Source organism: Paenibacillus sp. NPDC058174, from assembly GCF_042883865.1.
Classification (GTDB): Bacteria; Bacillota; Bacilli; order Paenibacillales; family Paenibacillaceae; genus Pristimantibacillus.
This window is the reverse complement of sequence record NZ_JBHVUY010000003.1, coordinates 668767-686801: the sequence shown is the minus strand read 5'-3', so window position 1 is coordinate 686801 and position 18035 is coordinate 668767. Positions and strand designations below refer to the sequence as shown.

Sequence of the window (18035 nt, the reverse complement as noted above, 5' to 3'; positions counted from 1 at the left end):
TGTTAAGGCCCCTCTCGTCGGTATAGCTGTATCGTACACAACCGATGTTTCACCGCCGTCTCCAGTTGTTTCTGATATGTTTCAACCGTGTAAAACAATTGCATCGTTATGTCTGGTTCCGAAACTTTGGAAAAGTGATGCGAAAAACCGTTCCGCCTTCCGCCCCGGCAGCCGGAAACAGCTCGATTGTTCCGCCCTGAGCCTCCGTCAATTGCTTTACAAGCGACAAGCCCAATCCCGTTCCGCCGGATCTCCGGGCGCGGTCCTTGTTGACGGTGAAGAACGGCTCAAAAATTTTATCCAACGCTTCCTCCGGGATGCCGATACCTGTATCTTCAACCGTAACGACGGCCAGACTGTCATTGCTTGGCTCTGTACGGATGACGATTCGCCCGCCCGGCAAGTTATATTTAATGGCGTTGTCCAGCAAGTTAACGAAAATATGAATTAAGCTTTCACGGTCCGCCCATACGACTGAAGGGTGAAGCGACGTCTCGATCGTTAAGTCAAACTTGGCCGCCTTGCCGCGCATCCGCCCCGACAGGTCGAGCAGCAGCTCATCCAGCGCAACGGGCTCCGCCTGCTGCTCAAAATCATACTTCTCTAGCTCCGCGAGATGCAGCACCTTATCGACCATTTCATACAGCCGCTCCGACTCTTTTCCCATGCTGTCGATCGCTTCCTCCATCAGCTTCGGATCGTCTCGGTACATGCCGAGCAAATCGATATAGGCGCGGATCGCGGTCAGCGGCGTTTTAAATTCATGACTGATATTGCCGATAAACTGCTTTTGCTGGCGCTCCAGCTGCTGAAGCTTCCGGATAGCCAGTTCAAGCTTGCGCTGCTCCTCTTGCATACCTGCGATATGGGCTTCAATAGAGCCGCTCATATAGTAAATGTCATTACTCAGATCGCCCAGCTCATCACCTCTGCGCACCGGCAAACGCTTCAAATAATGTCCTTCCCGGATTTCCCTAGAGGCATGGCGAAGCTTGGAGATAACTGCTGCAAGCCTGTAAAAATAGCCGTACCCGATCAAAAAGCTGGCAACGAGCACAATCAGCCCTGCCGTACGGAATAAATCGCGAATTTCCTTGACGAAATGAAGCTCGCGGCCGGTGGAGTAATGCATACGAAGCACGCCCAGCATGCCGCCGTCATCGCTACGGATAGGGGCGAAATAAACAACGGAATCGCCAGCGCTCTGATACGCGATACTCCCCTTCAAAGCGTAGTCCAGCGTATCGCTGTAATCGGGCGAACCCGGCGTCGTGAGGGAGCTTCCCGTCTCCTTTCCGCTGGCGTCGTAAAGCGCCGTTGGCAAGCCGCTGAGCATGGCCAGGTAAAGCGACAGCCGCTTGCCGTTCTGCGACATAAACGTCGCTGCCGGCAGCCGTTCCTCGCCGGTAATGTAATTTTGCCGCACATATTGAGCGGCAACCTGGCTTTGCTTAGCCAGCGCTTCTTCCATCCGCTGCTGCTGGTTTTGCGTAATACCGCGCAGTACAAGTCCGCTTAGCACACTGACGGTCAAAATCAACAGAATGGCCAGCACCAGACTCATTTTCAGCTTAAGGCTGAATCTAAACTTCATGACCGCTCTCCTGATGCCTTATAGCCGATGCCGTAAACCGTTTGGAGCAGCAGCTGCTGCTGATCGCCAAGCTTTTTGCGCAGCCGCTGAATATGAATATCGACGGTCCGAGTTCCTCCTGCATACTCTATTCCCCATACCAGCTCAAGCAGCTCTTCGCGTGTGTAAACGCGCTCGGGATGTCCAAGCAGCAGCACGGCCAAATCGAATTCCTTCGGCGTCAGCTCGACGGGCTCGCCATGCGCGTGGAGCGTCCGCTGCAGCACACCGATTTTTACGCCACCCAGCTCAATCGACGATACTTTCTCCGGCTCTTCCGCAGCACTTTTCTCCACCCGCCTCGCCAGCGCTTTTACTCTTGCCGTCAGTTCACGAAGATCGAAGGGCTTGGTCATATAATCATCAGCTCCAAGCTCCAGGCCCAGCACCTTATCGACGATATCGTTTTTCACCGTGAGCAGAATAATGCCGACACCTTTGCGGTTCTCGAGCCGCCGGCAGACATCATAGCCGTTCATCCGCGGCATCATCACGTCCAGCACGATGACATGCGGCCGGAATGACGCTGCCTTGGCTAGCGCCTCCTCCCCGTCATAGGCCGTCTCTACAATATAACCCTCGCGCCGAAAGGCATAGGCGATTGCATTCACAATGCTCGCCTCGTCATCCACCACCAGCAGCCGATGCTCCACCTGGCCACACCACTCTTTCTCTATTCATCCATTAAATAACCATATGGTTCCTATTTTAAACAAAGAATATATGCGAACCATCTCCAACTTGTTTCCAACTTGTAAACAAATCGCCTTTTCACACTGGCACTCAACAATAGACATAAGGCGCGAAAAGCAATGCACTGTGTTTAGAATGCTCCATTTCAGGATAATACCAAGTACAAAGCTTAAATTGGAAAAGGAGGCTCATCCTCATGTCCATTGAGAATAATGATTTCAACAATACACCAGCAGCAGACTCTAATCCCCGCTTTCCCGGAAGACTGCAAGGTACGGTGGCGCTCATTACAGGAGCAGCCTCCGGCATTGGACGGGCCGCTGCGATCCGTTTCGCACAGGAAGGAGCAGACCTGGTGCTCCTCGACCTGAAAAATGACACGCTAGCCGGCGTAAGCGCACACGCTGAACATTACGGCGTGCGCTGTCTGCCTATCGAAACCGACATCTCCAGCGAGGAACAAGTTGCTGCCGCGTTCAGACAAACGCAAGAAGCATTCGGCAAATTGGACAGCGTCTTCGCCAATGCCGGTATTAACGGCGTCATTACGCCTATTGAGCATATGGAGCTAAGTGACTGGAGCCGGACGATCGGAACAAATCTGACCGGTACATTCCTCACCGTTAAGCATGCGATACCGCTGATGAAGGAAAAGGGCGGCAGCATGATCATTACCAGCTCTATCAACGGGAACCGTGTATTTTCCAATATCGGCTTCAGCGCCTACAGCAGCACCAAGGCTGCAGAGACAGCTTTTGCCCAAATGGCGGCTCTGGAGCTTGCTGACTACCGCATCCGCGTCAACGCGATTTGTCCTGGCGCCATCGATACGAATATCGGCCAAAGCACGGAAAAGACGCCGGAGCTTGAAGAAGTGGCGATACCAGTAGAATACCCGGAGGGCAATCATCCGCTCGAAAAAGCGCCGGGAAATCCGATGCAGGTGGCGAATCTCGCTCTCTTCCTGGCTTCCAGCGAATCCAGCCATATTACCGGGACGACCGTCTATATCGACGGAGCTGAATCGCTGCTGCGCGGATAATCCCCACGACAATAGATCGAATCACATCAAAAAAGCCCCAAGATGCCGTTATCGGCTACTTGAGGCTTTCCTGCATTCTATTGAATTATTGGCTGCGCTCTGCGTATTCCGTTACCCAAGCTGCAGCTTCGGCGAGGTTTTGCTCTGCGCGCTCAATTGCGCCTTGTACCTGTACCTTCGCCGTTCCGCCGTAAACGTTGCGGGCGTCAACGACTTGCTCCGGCTGGAGCACCGCATAAATGCGGTCATCGAACAACGTCGAGAATTGTTTGAACTCTTCCAGCGTAAGATCGAGCAAATATTTGTTTTGCTCGATGCAATAAAGCACCGTCTTTCCGATAACTTCATGCGCTTGACGGAAAGGAAGCCCTTTGCCAACGAGGAAGTCCGCAATATCCGTCGCGTTGGAGAAGTCTTGGTTGACCGCTTGGCGCATCCGGTCCTTGTTGACCTTCATCGTTGCGATCATCGGCGTGAACAGCTGCAATGCACCCTGCATTGTTTTCACCGTATCGAACATGCCTTCTTTGTCTTCCTGCATGTCCTTGTTGTACGCAAGCGGAAGCGACTTCAGCACCGTCAGCAAGCCAACGAGGTTGCCGTAGACGCGGCCTGTTTTGCCGCGAACGAGCTCCGGCACGTCCGGATTTTTCTTTTGCGGCATAATGCTGCTGCCTGTGCAGAACGCATCGTCCAGCTCGACGAAGCGGAACTCCGTGCTCGACCACAAGATCAGCTCTTCGCTAAGACGCGACAGATGCATCATGATGATCGAAGCATGGGACAGAAACTCCAGAATGAAGTCGCGGTCGCTGACAGCATCCAAGCTGTTCTCGTACACGCGGTCGAATTTCAGCTGGCTCGCTACGAAATGGCGATCGATCGGGAATGTTGTTCCCGCCAATGCACCCGCTCCGAGCGGCAATACATTGATCCGCTTGTAGCTGTCCTGCAGACGCTCCAAGTCGCGGCCGAACATCGATACGTAAGCCATCAGATGATGAGCGAACAGAATCGGCTGCGCCCGCTGCAAATGCGTATAGCCTGGAACAATCGTATCGATATTCGCTTTCGCCTGCTCGATAAGCGCTGCTTGCAGCTTTTGCAGCAGGTCGACAAACTCGACAACGCGCTTGCGCAAGTACAAGTGCATATCGGTCGCTACCTGATCGTTGCGGCTCCGGCCTGTATGCAGCTTGCCGCCGACCGGACCTACGTCGTCAATCAGCGTTTTCTCAATATTCATATGAATATCTTCATCAGAGATGGAAAATTCCAGATCGCCGCGCTTGATCTTTTGCAGCACGCGGTGAAGGCCGTCTTTAATCATTTCTACGTCATCAGCAGGCAGAATGCCTTGCTTGCCCAGCATCGTTACATGCGCCAGACTGCCTTGGATATCCTCTTCAGCCAATTCTTTGTCGAACGTAATCGATGCCGTATATTCTTCTACTAATTGGTCGGTCTTTTTCGTGAACCGTCCGCCCCAAAGTTTGCTCACTGGTTCGTACACTCCCTTACGGATGCAAGCGTGCGGATAGGCCGCCGTCTCCGCGCAAAGCGGACATACAGCGACCTATCCCAATTTGATCCGGATTATTATTTATTGTTTTGCTGTACGCCGGAAGATACTTTCAGACGCAAAGCGTTCAGACGGATAAAGCCGGTTGCATCGCCTTGATCGTAAGCTTGGGAAGGATCAGCTTCCATCGTTGCGATGTCCGGATTGTACAGGCTCACAGGGCTCTTCACGCCTGCGCCGATGACGTTGCCTTTGTAAAGCTTCAAGCGAACGACGCCTGTTACGTTCTTCTGCGACTCCGATACGAGCGCTTGCAGGGCAATACGCTCCGGCGCGAACCAGAAGCCGTTGTATACGAGCTGGCTGTATTTCGCCAGCAGGGAATCACGCAGATTCATCACTTCACGGTCCATTGTGAGGGATTCCATTTTACGGTGAGCAGTGAACAGGATCGTACCGCCCGGAGTTTCGTACACGCCGCGGCTCTTCATGCCGACAAAACGGTTCTCAACCATGTCGACACGGCCGATGCCATGCTTGCCGCCGAGCTCGTTCAGCTTATCCATTACGCCAAGCGGGCTAAGCTGCTCGCCGTTTACTGCTGTACAGTTGCCGGCTTCAAACGTAAGCTCTACATATTCAGCTTGATCAGGAGCACGCTCAGGCGACACGCTCAGCACGTACATGCTCTCGTTCTCCTCGGAGCTTGGATCGAACCAAGGATCTTCCAGCATGCCGCTCTCGAAGCTGATGTGCAGCAGGTTGCGGTCTGTGGAATACGGCTTAGCAGCCGAAGCTGTTACCGGAATGCCGTGCTGTTCCGCGTAAGCGATCATTTCCGCACGTCCAGGGAACTGGTCGCGGAACGCTTCTTCACGCCAAGGCGCGATGACTTTAATGTCCGGAGCCAGTGCAGCAGCATTCAGCTCAAAACGGACTTGGTCATTGCCTTTGCCTGTTGCGCCGTGCGCAATTGCTGTAGCGCCTTCAGCGCGAGCGATCTCAACCATGCGCTTAGCGATAAGCGGACGAGCGATCGATGTGCCGAGCAAATATTGCCCTTCATACAAAGCGCCCGATTGGAACATCGGGTAGATGAAGTCGCTTGCGAACTCATCGCGCAAATCGTCGATATATACTTTCGAAGCGCCTGTTGCCAGCGCTTTTGCTTCCAGACCGTCCAATTCTTCCTTTTGGCCGATATCGGCTGTGAATGCGATAATTTCCGCGTCATACGTCTCTTTCAACCATTTCAAGATAACGGACGTATCCAGTCCGCCGGAATAGGCTAATACGATTTTTTCTTTTGCCATGAGCTTGGTTGCACCCCTTAATTGTAATGGAAAACGGTATTACATAATTGCTGCCATAATCGCTTTTTGCGCATGCAGACGGTTCTCCGCCTGGTCAAATATAATGGAATGCTTGCCGTCGATAACGCCTTCGCTCACTTCTTCGCCGCGATGCGCCGGGAGGCAGTGCATAAACATATAATCTTTGCTCGCGTATTTCATCAGCTCTTCATTCACTTGGTAGTTTGCAAAAGCAAGCTCGCGCTCTTTTTGCTCCGCTTCCTGACCCATGCTCGCCCAAACGTCGGAGTAGATGATGTCCGCATCGGCAACCGCTTCTTTCGGATCGCGGCAAATGTGGATCGTCGCTCCTGTCTCAGCAGCATGCTCCTTCGATTGCTGAATCATGCTGGCATCCGGCTCATAACCTTCTGGCGTCGCGATCGAAATGTTAACGCCAAGCTTAGCCGCGCCCATCATAAGCGAGTGAACGACGTTGTTGCCGTCGCCGACATAAGCAACCTTCAGCCCTTCCAGCTTGCCTTTGTGCTCCAGGATCGTCTGGTAGTCGGCAAGCGCCTGACAAGGGTGGGAAAGGTCAGTCAGGCCGTTAATAACCGGAACTGTCGCACCGCGTGCAAGCTCCACCACATTGCGGTGAGCGAACGTACGGATCATAATGCCGTCCAGATAACGCGACAGCACTTGCGCTGTATCCAGAATCGGCTCGCCGCGTCCGATTTGCAGATCGTTGCCGCTCAAGAACAGCCCTTGGCCGCCGAGCTGATAAATGCCAACTTCAAACGATACACGCGTGCGTGTGGACGATTTTTCAAAAATCATGCCCAGCGTTTTGCCTTTCAGCAAATGATGCGTCTCGCCTGCTTTTTGCTTCCGCTTCAAATCGATCGCCAGATCGATCAGGTAACGAATTTCCTGCGGCGTATAGTCAACCAGCATAAGAAAGTCGCGGCCTTTCAAGCTCAAAGCCAGTTCTTCCTGCACTACATCTTGCATTGAAGTTCCTCCTCGGCGAGTGTGGCGGCCCGGCAGCGTCCCACCGCTCCATCGATCCGATGCGATGATGCCCCGGAGCCGCCCACTCCCTTTATTCTTCTATGTGCCTTATCTTAACGATTGTAACCGGCTAACAGTTCCGTTAATGTCGCTACCGCCGAATCGATCTCTTCAGTCGTAACCAGCAGGTTCGGCAGCAGACGGATAACATTCGGCCCCGCTGTAATGACGAGCAAGCCCTGTTCCTGTGCCGCTGTAATAATCGAAGCCACCGGCTCTGCGCATTCGATGCCAACAATAAGTCCCAGACCGCGTACTTCCTTCACGAACGAGTTGCCCACCAGCTTGGAGCGCAGCTCGCTGATCAGATACTCGCCTGCTTCTGCTGCACGCTGCGGCAGCTTCTCGCCTACGATTTCTTCGATCGTCGCTTTGACAACGGCCGTTGCAATTGGCGTGCCGCCAAACGTCGAGCCATGGCTGCCAGGCCCAAACGCTTCGCGCAGCTTCTCCTTCGCAACAGCTGCCCCAACCGGGAAGCCGCTGCCAAGTCCTTTAGCCAGCGTGAAAATGTCCGGCTCAATGCCGTAGTGCTCATATGCAAACAGCTTGCCGGTACGTCCCATCCCCGTCTGAATTTCGTCGACGATGAGCAGAATGCCGTTTTGCTCACAAAGCTGTGCCAAGTCCTTCACAAACTGTGGATCGGCAAGCAGAATACCGCCTTCCGCTTGAATCATTTCCAGCATGATTGCTGCGGTATTGTCGGAGATTGCTGCTTCAACTGCGCCGATGTCGTTAATCGGAATATACTTAAAGCCTTCCGGCAATGGAGCAAAGCCTTCTTTCACCTTCTCCTGACCGGTAGCGGTCAGTGTCGCCAGCGTACGTCCATGGAAGGACTGCTCAAACGTAATAATCTCATAACGTCCATTGTTCAGCACCTTCTGGTTGTAGCGGCGAGCCAGCTTGATTGCCGCCTCATTCGCTTCCGCACCGGAGTTGCTGAAGAATACTGCATCGCCGCAGCTGTTGTCCGTAATCAATTTCGCCGCATCTTCCTGGTTGGGAATACGGAACAAATTCGATACATGCCACAGCTCATCAAGCTGCTTCACCAATGCTTCTTTTACTTTACGGGGAGCATGACCCAGATTGGTCACGGCAATGCCGCTCATAAAGTCGAGGTAGCGCTTGCCTTGATCATCCCACAGGTAGCTTCCTTCCCCTTTAACCAGCGCGATCGGAAATCTGCCGTATGTAGGCAGCAACGATTGACCGGCGTCAACCGCCGCCGTTTTCGTATCGCTCATTAATGATAACCGCCCTTCTATCGTTTCTTACTTGCTCTTTGTCCAATTATCTTATCGGATGATTCGCGTGCCGACGCCGCCTTCTCGCACTGCTTGCGTCAGGACGCCTGGGTGTTCACCGCTAACGATAACCACTTCTTGCACGCGTCCTTGAATGCACTGCACAGCGGCGCGTACTTTTGGAATCATGCCGCCGTAGATCTCGCCGCTTTCAATCATCGCCTCGATCTCTTCAACCGTTACTGACGGGAGAACGACCTTCTCGCCGTCAACGGTCTTCATAATGCCCGGCACGTCCGTCACAACGATCATTTGCTCGACGCCCAGATGGGAAGCGACTGCTCCCGCCGCCGTATCCGCATTGATGTTGTAGCGCTGTCCGTTGCTATCGATGCCAATCGGCGCGATAACCGGCATATACCCCATCGTCATAACGCCCTCGATAACAGCCGCATTCACGTCTGTTACATCACCTACAAAACCGATCTCATCGGCATTCGCCACCGGCTTTGCCTGAATGAGCAAACCGTCAACACCGGACAAGCCAAGCGCCTGCGCTCCGTTGGACTGGATTTTGCGGACGATTTCCTTATTAATCCGGCCGGCAAGCACCATCTCCACGACATCGAGCACCGCTTCATTCGTTTTGCGCAGGCCGTTGACAAACTCTGTCTCAATGCCAAGCTTGGTCAGCGTCTCCGATATCGCCGGGCCGCCGCCATGGATGATAACCGGATGTACGCCGGACTGCTGCAGCTCACGAAGCTCGCCGAAAAAAGAATCAGGAAGCGCCGCCAGCGTGCTTCCGCCGCATTTCATTACAAACCGTTGTGCCATGTTGAATCGTTCCCCTTTACCCGCATTCCGTTACGTGCGGTAAGCCGCATTAATGCGTACATAGTCATAGGTCAGATCGCAGCCCCATGCTGTTGCAGAGCCGTTCTCCAAATGCAAATCCACTTTGATTACGACGGTATCGCCCTTCAGGTATTCCAGCGCTGCCTCTTCGTCGAAACCAACCGGACGCGACTGCTCCAGCGTCAAAATGCTTCCGAGACTTACGTCAACCGTCTCCGGATTCACAGGCTCGCCTGCGCGGCCGGCAGCAGCGATGATCCGTCCCCAGTTCGCATCCGCGCCAAATACAGCGGACTTCACGAGCGACGATCCGATAATCGTCTTCGCAATGGCACGCGCCGAGTCATCACTGACTGCGCCGTTCACTTGAACCTCAACCAGCTTCGTTGCGCCTTCGCCGTCGCGGGCAATCGCTTTCGCCAGCACTTCGCATACATAACGAACTGCGGCTGCGAAATCAGCCCAGCCTTGGTGCTCTGGTGTAAGCTCAGCATTTCCTGCAAGGCCGCTCGCCATCGCAACGAGCATATCATTCGTGCTCGTGTCGCCATCGACCGTAATCATGTTAAAGGTAAGGTCCGTTACTTCGCGCAGCAGCTGGTGCAGCGGCTCGCTGTCAATTGCCGCATCCGTCGTTACGAAGCCAAGCATCGTAGCCATATTCGGATGAATCATGCCGGAGCCTTTGGAAGCGCCGGCAACGTGAATAAGCTTGCCGTCGATTTCAACCGATACGCAGACCATTTTTTGAACGAGGTCCGTCGTAAGGATCGCTTGGCAAAAGTCATCCGAGCCCGCACGGTCCGCCGCCAGCGCCGCAGGCAATGCGTCAATACCGCCGCGCACCTTGTCCATCTTGAGCAGCTCGCCGATAACGCCAGTCGAGGCTACCGCAACCTGATCCGCCTCCACGCCGATCTGCTCGGCAAAACGCGAACGCATCTCATAGGCGTCCGCTTCCCCTTGCTTGCCGGTCACAGCATTAGCGTTACCGCTGTTCACCAGTACGGCACGGAGCTTTCCGTCCGAACCGATGCTCTCGCGTGTTACCTTGATCGGCGCAGCTTGGAACACATTCGTCGTGTAAACGCCAGCCGCCGCGGCAGGCACCTCGCAGACAATCGCTCCCAGATCATGCCGGGTTGATTTTTTCAAACCGCAGTGCAGCCCGCCAGCCGTAAAGCCTTTAGGTGTCGTAATCGAGCCTTCTGCCACGACCGTGAACGGCGCGGCTGTCGCATTTGAACCTTGCTCCAGTCCCATGATTGAATCGTTTCTCCTTCATCTATTTCAAATATGCTGCATGTTGCTTATGGATATACCGGCACGAACTGCAAACCGAGCGTCTCGTCCCAGCCCATCATCAAATTCAAGTTTTGAATCGCTTGGCCTGCTGCCCCTTTGACGAGGTTGTCGATGACCGAAATGACCGTTACCCGTCCTGTGCGCTCATCGACTGCAAAGCCGATATCGCAATAGTTGGAGCCCCATACTTCCTTCGTCATAGGCCAATTGCCTTCGCCGCGTACGCGGACGAACGGACGGCCGTCATAATAGCTGCGGTATAAATCGATGAAATCAGCCGCTTTACGGCCGCCTTGCACCGTTGCATACATCGTCGACATAATGCCCCGCGTCATCGGCACCAGATGTGTCGTGAATGTCGTCACAACCTCGCGTCCAGCCGCGTCGGAGAGCACCATTTCAATTTCCGGAATGTGCTGATGCTTATTCAGCTTGTAAGCTTTGAAGTTTTCGTTGAGCTCGGAGTAATGCGTGCCAAGGCTAGCGCCGCGTCCCGCTCCTGAAACGCCCGATTTGGCATCGATAATAATGGTGGACGGATCGATCCAGCCCGCTTGCAAAGCCGGCACAAGACCCAATACCGTCGCTGTCACATAGCAGCCCGGATTGGAAATAAACGATGCGCCGCGCACCTTGTCGCCATATACTTCGGACATGCCGTAAACGGCCTGCTCCAAATACGCTTTGTCAGCCGGTTCCTTCTTATACCATTGCTCGTATAAAGCTGTATCCTGCAGACGGAAATCGCCCGACAGGTCGATTACCTTGAGGCCTGCTTCCAGATATTGCGGAGCCAGCTTCGATGCGATTCCGGCAGGTGTTGCGGTAAATACAACATCAGCCTTCTCGCGAATGGCTGCCGGATCTACATCGTCTAGCAGCTCCGTCCGGATGTTCGTCAAATGAGGATAGCCTTCCGTAATCGGCGTACCCGCGCTAGAGGAGGAAATCACCGATGTGACTTCAACCAAGGGGTGGGATGCCAGCAGACGGATCAATTCAACGCCGCCGTAACCCGTAGAGCCAACGATGGCTGCTCTTAATTTATTAGTCATGATTCTTCTCTCCCTATGAGATCTATCATTATATTTTACATGATTCAATAGCCCATGGAAATAACGTCTTGTTTCGTATTATTATACAGTCGTATTCATAATAATACAACGCAAAAATAACCCGATGGCAGACGTTTACTTACTCTAATTTAAACCCTTGTCCAACCACTTCTGCCGTGTCGCTAATGATAACAAAAGCATCAGGATCGATGGCCTTAACGAGCTGTTTCAGCTTCGCCACCTCGGTTTGCCCGACGACGACCATTAATACCGTCCTGCCTTCCCCCGTATAGCCTCCGCGGGCATCCAGCTTCGTCAATCCGCGGTCCAGATCATGCAAGACCGCTTCAGCCAGCTCTTCCGTATGCTCGCTAATAATGAAAGCTACTTTCGAGACCGAAAGACCGCTCTGAACAATATCGATCGTCTTGCTCGTGACGAATAGGCCGATTAGCGCATAAAGCGCAACCTCAGGCGAAATGATGATGCCGGCGGCCACAATGACGCAGCCGTCAAAGCAGGCGACCGCAAGTCCTAGCGGCAAGCCGGTAAACCGGTGCAAAATTTGCGCCGCAAGCGCCAATCCTCCGGTTGAGCCGCGGCCGCGGAAAACGAGGCCAAGTCCCAGGCCAACGCCGATACCGCCATAAATCGCAGCCAGCAGCGCATTATGGGTCGGCGGCTGCCAATGGGAGCTCATTAGGACGAACAAGGGCAGCAGCGCGGAGCCGATTAGCGTATTCAGCGCAAATTTGCGTCCGATCAGCCACCAGCCTGCGAAAAACAACGGAATGTTGAGCGCCCATTGCGAAATAGCGGGTGTGATGCCAGTCAGCCGCTGCACCAGAATCGAAACGCCGGAAACGCCGCCCGATGCAATTCCATTAGGCAGCAAGAACAGGTTGAAGCTAATCGCCACGATCAGCGAGCCCAATATGACTTGAATGACACCCCAAGCCGCCTGCTGTTTTTTGCCTATCGGCTGTTTGTGCCTTTTCCGCTGCTTTTGCCGGACGGCCCCTTCGATTGCAATCGCCACTTGGTTCATATCCCCTTTCCAGTTCTGGTGTATCTGCGTTGCCTATGTATGACGCAAAAAAAGAAGAGCTCCTCCAATCAGTATCGGAACTCTTCTTATCGCCTATGCGCTATTCGTGCATAAAGCGGCTATTCCTTGCGAATTTGATGGCGCAAATATCCGTCGATAAAAGCGTTGATGTCGCCGTCCATAACAGCACCGACATTGCCGGTCTCCACTTCCGTGCGATGATCCTTGACCATGCTGTACGGATGGAAGACGTAAGAACGGATTTGGCTGCCCCATGCGATATCGGATTGCTCGCCGCGAATCTCAGCCAGATGCTGCCGCTGCTCTTCGATTTTGCGCTCATAGAGCTTGGAACGAAGCATATTCATCGCACGCTCACGGTTCTGAATCTGCGAGCGCTCTTGCTGGCAGGCAACGACGATACCGGACGGAATATGGGTAATCCGGATAGCTGACTCCGTCTTATTGACGTGCTGTCCGCCGGCGCCGCTTGCGCGGTACGTATCGATCTTCAAATCCTCACTGCGGATTTCAATCTCGATGTCATCCGTAATTTCAGGTACAACGTCGCAAGAAACGAAAGACGTATGCCGGCGGCCCGACGAGTCAAATGGCGAGATACGCACCAGCCGGTGTACACCTTTCTCCGCTTTCAAATATCCGTATGCGTTGTAGCCTTTGACAGCAATCGTTACGCTCTTGATACCTGCTTCATCGCCATCCTGATAATCCAGAACCTCAACCTTGAAGCCGCGTTTCTCCGCCCAGCGCGTATACATCCGGTAGAGCATTTGGCCCCAGTCTTGAGACTCCGTACCGCCTGCGCCGGGATGCAGCTCGAGAATGGCGTTCAGCTTGTCATACGGCTGATTAAGCAGCAATTGCAGCTGGAAGTCGTTAACCTTCGTCACCAATGCGGCCGTACCTTCGACAATGTCCGCTTCAATCGAATCATCGTCTTCGCCTTCCGCCAGCTCCAGCATCGTCTCCAAATCTTCCTGATCACTGTTCAGACGCTCATACTGCTCAACGACCGATTTGACGGCGTTCAGCTCAGCGATTAAGCTTTGTGCTTTCTCATTATCGTCCCAAAAGTCGGGAACGGTCATTTTTTCTTCATAGTTAGCGATCATCTCTTGCTTAAGATCTAAGTCAAAGAGACCCCCTAAGTTCTTGGAGACGCTTCGCTGTTTCACGCAAATCCTGTTTTACCGTTATATCGATCATAGCGTTTGCTTCACCTCAATTTAAGTTTGAACCGCATAAACGCGCCGTCCCTTGCGCGAGGCGTGGACGAGCCCCACCTCGCGACAGTGACTGACGCGTCCGTTCATTTGTTACCGTATGCGCCTGAACGTTATTCCGTTCATTGCCGGCTTGTTACTTCTCAACGCCGTGGCATTGCTTGTACTTCTTGCCGCTGCCGCAAGGACAAGGATCGTTCCGGCCTACACGGTCATTCCGTTTTACCGGACGTTTCTCCTGGGTTTCAGCCGGGCTGTTCGTTGTCGTCTGGCCCTGTGCCACCTCTTGGCGTTCCAGGTTGCTCTCAACGCGAGCCTTCATAATATATTTCGCGACTTCTTCCTGAATATGCTCAATCATTTCCTTGAACATCTCGAAGCCTTCGAATTGATATTCACGGAGTGGATCGGTACCGCCGTAAGCACGAAGGTGGATACCTTGACGCAATTGGTCCATCGCATCGATGTGATCCATCCACTTGCTGTCTACAGCACGGAGTACAACAACCTTCTCGAATTCACGCATCGTTTCTGCGCCAAGCTCTTCTTCACGCTGGTCGTAGTACGCAATGACCTTGTTGTAGATAAGCTCGTTGATCTCTTCCTTCTCTTTGCCCCATAGATTGTCTTTCGTGAGCGAGTCGTCCGGCAGCAGCGTTGCGTGGACGTAGTCCACAATCGCCTGCAGATCCCACTCTTCCGGAATATCCTCAGAAGTATGTGCATCAACGATACGGTCGATAACAGGTGTGATCATCTCAAGTACGACCTGACGGATATTATCGGAGCTCATCACGTCACGGCGCTGCTTGTAAATCACTTCACGCTGCTGGTTCATCACATCGTCATATTGCAAGACGACTTTACGCGTATCGAAGTTGTTGCCCTCTACCCGTTTTTGCGCAGATTCCACTGCACGGGAGATCATCCGGCTTTCAATTGGCTGATCTTCCTCGAGACCGAGACGTTCCATCATGCCCATAATGTTCTCAGAGCCGAAGCGGCGCATCAGCTCGTCCTCAAGCGAGAGGTAGAACTGCGAGGAGCCCGGGTCGCCTTGACGGCCGGCACGGCCGCGCAGCTGGTTATCAATCCGGCGGCTCTCATGCCGTTCCGTACCGATAATATGAAGTCCGCCCAGATCGGCTACGCCATCACCCAGCAAAATGTCGGTACCACGGCCCGCCATGTTCGTCGCGATCGTTACCGCGCCGGCTTGTCCTGCCCGGGAGATGATTTCCGCTTCCTCGGCATGAAACTTCGCATTCAGCACTTTATGTCCAACGCCGCGGCGTTTCAGCATTTCTGCCAGCTTCTCGGAGTTTTCAATGGAAATCGTACCGACGAGAACCGGCTGGTTCTTGCTATGACGCTCTACAATTTCTTCTACGACGGCTTTGAACTTGCCAAGCTCGTTTTTGTAGACAACGTCCGCCAGATCCTTACGGATCATGGAGCGGTTAGTCGGCACTTGAATAACATCAAGACCGTAAATCCGCTTGAACTCTTCTTCCTCCGTCTTCGCCGTACCGGTCATGCCGGCCAGCTTGCGGTACATCCGGAAGTAGTTCTGGAACGTAATTGTCGCCAACGTCATGCTCTCGTTCTGAACCTTCAGCTGTTCCTTCGCTTCAATCGCCTGATGCAGACCGTCACTGTAACGGCGGCCCGACATGAGACGGCCGGTGAATTCGTCGACGATTACGACTTCTTCTTCCTGCACGACGTAGTCGACGTCGCGTTTCATAATGACATGCGCCTTCAGCGCTTGCTGGATATGGTGATTGAGCAGGACATTGGCATGATCAAATAAGTTCTCGATATGGAACGCTTTCTCTGCCTTCTCCACGCCCGATTCTGTCAGCATAACGGTACGAAGCTTCACGTCAACTGTGAAATCCTCTTCCGCTTTCAGACGGGAAATGAAACGGTCCGCTGCAAAATACATTTCTGTCGACTTAGCAGCTTGTCCCGAAATAATAAGCGGAGTCCGCGCCTCGTCGACAAGGATGGAGTCCACTTCATCTATAATCGCAAAATAGAGCGGACGTTGAACCATTTGCTCTTTGTACAACACCATGTTGTCGCGCAAATAGTCAAAGCCAAACTCATTGTTCGTTCCGTAAGTAATATCGCAAGCATAAGCTTCCTGCTTCTCTTCATGCGACAAGCCGTGCATGTTGCAGCCGACTGTCAAGCCAAGGAAGTTGTACAGCTGGCCCATGATCTGGCTATCCCGCGATGCCAGGTAGTCATTGACCGTAATGACGTGAACGCCTTTGCCGAGCAATGCGTTCAAATAGACAGGAAGGGTAGCTACGAGCGTTTTACCTTCACCGGTTCTCATCTCGGCGATCTTGCCCTCATGCAGCACCATGCCGCCCATTAATTGCACATCGAAGTGGCGCATGCCAAGCGTACGCTTGGACGCTTCACGCACGACAGCGAATGCCTCGGGCATAATTTGCTCCAGCGTGCCGCCTTTTTCAAGACGTGCCTTAAATTCTTCGGTTTTATTGCGGAGCGCCTCATCCGACAAGCCGGAAATCTGGGGCTCCAAACCGTTAACTTCCTCTACGGTCCGCGTGAGACGCTTGACCTCGCGCTCGTTTGCGTCACCAAATATTTTTTTCACTAGTCCGAGCATGGTCTTCCCCTTTCGTATTACGCCTGTTTGCCTTAAATTGTAACAGTTTGTAGAGACCGCCGCAATGAGTCGATATCATTTCCAGCAATAGGTATGGTTTAACTAATGAAAAGAGCCTTCTCCAATGAAGGAAAAAGGCTCTGTTGATTGTATAAGTTGTTAAGTATTCCTTGTTAATCCTGTATATTCGCGCGGCCGTCAGCCTTGCTCAATTAAGCCGTATTTCCCGTCGCTTCGCTTGTAGACGACATTCACTTCCTTATTGTCCACATTGGAAAATACGAAGAAGTTGTGGCCGACCATGTTCATCTGGAGAATCGCTTCTTCCACGTCCATCGGCTTGAGCATAAAGCGCTTCGTTCTTACGAGCTCTAATTCGTCCTCTTCATCTAATACGCGTACGGCTGAGCCGTTTGCCTCTTCCTTGAAGATTGTTCTTACGCCATTGCTATTGCGGAATTTGCGGTTCAGCTTCGTCTTATGCTTACGGATCTGACGCTCCAGTTTGTCCACTACGACGTCAATGGAAGCGTACATATCCTGGCTCTTGTCCTCGGCTCTGAGAAGGACTCCTACGAGCGGAATCGTCACCTCTACGGCATGCTGACCTTTGGTTACGGATAATGTTACGGTTGTTTCGGAGGCAGGTGCTTCAAAATACTTTTCCAAGCGGCTTAGCTTCTTCTCGGCATAATCTCTTAATGCATCTGTCACTTGAAAGCGTTGACCTCGAATGATGTATTTCATGGGGCATTCCTCCTTTACATGTTCTTATTATAACATAGGTGAAGACCTATGACAAAACAGATTTTAGTTTATTGTGAATTTTCTGATAATTTGTTGGAAAAGAACGAATTTTTTTTGGAATGATGTATGGTAGAACAAGCAGGCCTCTACATGCAAAGCCGTTTTGCGCTCTGGAAATTGCGTGCGTTACATGAATGGTAAACAGTATGATAATTTCTTTTCACTGCCAACAAGAAAAAGCCCCGGTTGCCCGGGGCTTTGAGTTTAGACAGTTATAAACGAACCATCTATCGTTGGCTTAATAGCCGGATGATTACAGTTTAACTACGTTAGCTGCTTGTGGACCGCGAGCGCCTTCTACGATGTCGAATTCGACCGACTGGCCTTCTTCGAGTGTTTTGAAGCCTTCGGATTGGATTGCGGAGAAGTGAACAAATACGTCGCCGCCTTGCTCAGTCTCGATAAATCCATAACCCTTCTCTGCGTTAAACCATTTAACTTTACCTTGCATACATAAACAGTCCCTTCATCTTCAAATACTGTGAGGCGTCTTTTAGGTATGGCCCACAAATCGAATATAACATCTGCGTCACTATATTGTCAATATTTCCTTGTAAGC

At 52.6% G+C, this 18035-nt stretch carries 15 protein-coding genes; 1 reads left to right on the top strand and 14 read right to left on the bottom strand.

Annotated features, from left to right (window positions below):
• Positions 1-106: 106 nt before the first annotated feature.
• Positions 107-1594 carry a sensor histidine kinase gene (locus ACFVVF_RS19110; protein WP_387813027.1) on the bottom strand — a complete coding sequence of 496 codons (1488 nt, stop codon included), beginning with the start codon at positions 1592-1594 and terminating at the stop codon, positions 107-109.
• The gene (locus ACFVVF_RS19105; protein WP_387813024.1) at positions 1591-2286 is read right to left on the bottom strand and encodes a response regulator transcription factor; all 696 of its coding nucleotides are present in this window, start codon (positions 2284-2286) and stop codon (positions 1591-1593) included. The genes ACFVVF_RS19110 and ACFVVF_RS19105 overlap by 4 nt, the downstream gene beginning before the upstream one ends.
• Positions 2287-2522: 236 nt before the next feature.
• Between ACFVVF_RS19105 and ACFVVF_RS19100 the strand changes: the two genes are divergently transcribed.
• Positions 2523-3368 (top strand): SDR family oxidoreductase, encoded by an 846-nt coding sequence (locus ACFVVF_RS19100; protein ID WP_387813021.1) that lies wholly within the window; start codon positions 2523-2525, stop codon positions 3366-3368.
• 85 nt (positions 3369-3453) lie between these two features.
• On the opposite strand, the gene argH is transcribed toward ACFVVF_RS19100, so the two are convergent.
• The 12 genes from argH to ACFVVF_RS19040 form a co-directional block, all read right to left on the bottom strand.
• On the bottom strand, positions 3454-4869 hold the full coding sequence (gene argH, locus ACFVVF_RS19095) for an argininosuccinate lyase (RefSeq protein WP_387813018.1): 1416 nt from the start codon (positions 4867-4869) through the stop codon (positions 3454-3456).
• A 98-nt stretch (positions 4870-4967) separates the two neighbouring features.
• Entirely contained in the window at positions 4968-6203 is a 1236-nt protein-coding gene (locus ACFVVF_RS19090; protein WP_387813015.1) for an argininosuccinate synthase, read from the bottom strand.
• A 39-nt stretch (positions 6204-6242) separates the two neighbouring features.
• Positions 6243-7199, bottom strand: a complete 957-nt coding sequence (gene argF, locus ACFVVF_RS19085; RefSeq protein WP_387813012.1) for an ornithine carbamoyltransferase — start codon at positions 7197-7199, stop codon at positions 6243-6245.
• A gap of 113 nt (positions 7200-7312) precedes the next feature.
• Complete coding sequence (locus ACFVVF_RS19080; RefSeq protein ID WP_387813010.1) at positions 7313-8512, bottom strand: acetylornithine transaminase; 1200 nt, start codon at positions 8510-8512, stop codon at positions 7313-7315.
• A 51-nt stretch (positions 8513-8563) separates the two neighbouring features.
• On the bottom strand, positions 8564-9349 hold the full coding sequence (gene argB, locus ACFVVF_RS19075; protein WP_387813007.1) for an acetylglutamate kinase: 786 nt from the start codon (positions 9347-9349) through the stop codon (positions 8564-8566).
• 30 nt (positions 9350-9379) lie between these two features.
• A complete protein-coding gene (argJ, locus tag ACFVVF_RS19070) occupies positions 9380-10633 on the bottom strand; it encodes a bifunctional ornithine acetyltransferase/N-acetylglutamate synthase (protein ID WP_387813004.1) in 1254 nt (417 codons plus the stop codon).
• Positions 10634-10680: 47 nt separating this feature from the next.
• On the bottom strand, positions 10681-11730 hold the full coding sequence (gene argC / locus ACFVVF_RS19065; RefSeq protein ID WP_387813001.1) for an N-acetyl-gamma-glutamyl-phosphate reductase: 1050 nt from the start codon (positions 11728-11730) through the stop codon (positions 10681-10683).
• A gap of 139 nt (positions 11731-11869) precedes the next feature.
• The gene (locus ACFVVF_RS19060; RefSeq protein ID WP_387812998.1) at positions 11870-12778 is read right to left on the bottom strand and encodes a YitT family protein; all 909 of its coding nucleotides are present in this window, start codon (positions 12776-12778) and stop codon (positions 11870-11872) included.
• A 119-nt stretch (positions 12779-12897) separates the two neighbouring features.
• Positions 12898-14005, bottom strand: a protein-coding gene (gene prfB / locus ACFVVF_RS19055; protein ID WP_387812996.1) for a peptide chain release factor 2 whose coding sequence is annotated in 2 segments (ribosomal slippage) — positions 12898-13932 and positions 13934-14005 — 1107 coding nt in all. Because the reading frame shifts where the segments join, the coding sequence is not laid out codon by codon here.
• A gap of 153 nt (positions 14006-14158) precedes the next feature.
• Positions 14159-16669: a preprotein translocase subunit SecA gene (secA, locus tag ACFVVF_RS19050; protein ID WP_387812993.1), complete on the bottom strand. Its 2511-nt coding sequence runs from the start codon at positions 16667-16669 to the stop codon at positions 14159-14161.
• Positions 16670-16867: 198 nt separating this feature from the next.
• The gene (gene hpf, locus ACFVVF_RS19045) at positions 16868-17416 is read right to left on the bottom strand and encodes a ribosome hibernation-promoting factor, HPF/YfiA family (RefSeq protein ID WP_387812990.1); all 549 of its coding nucleotides are present in this window, start codon (positions 17414-17416) and stop codon (positions 16868-16870) included.
• 313 nt (positions 17417-17729) lie between these two features.
• Complete coding sequence (locus ACFVVF_RS19040) at positions 17730-17927, bottom strand: cold-shock protein (protein WP_028599014.1); 198 nt, start codon at positions 17925-17927, stop codon at positions 17730-17732.
• Positions 17928-18035 lie beyond the last annotated feature (108 nt).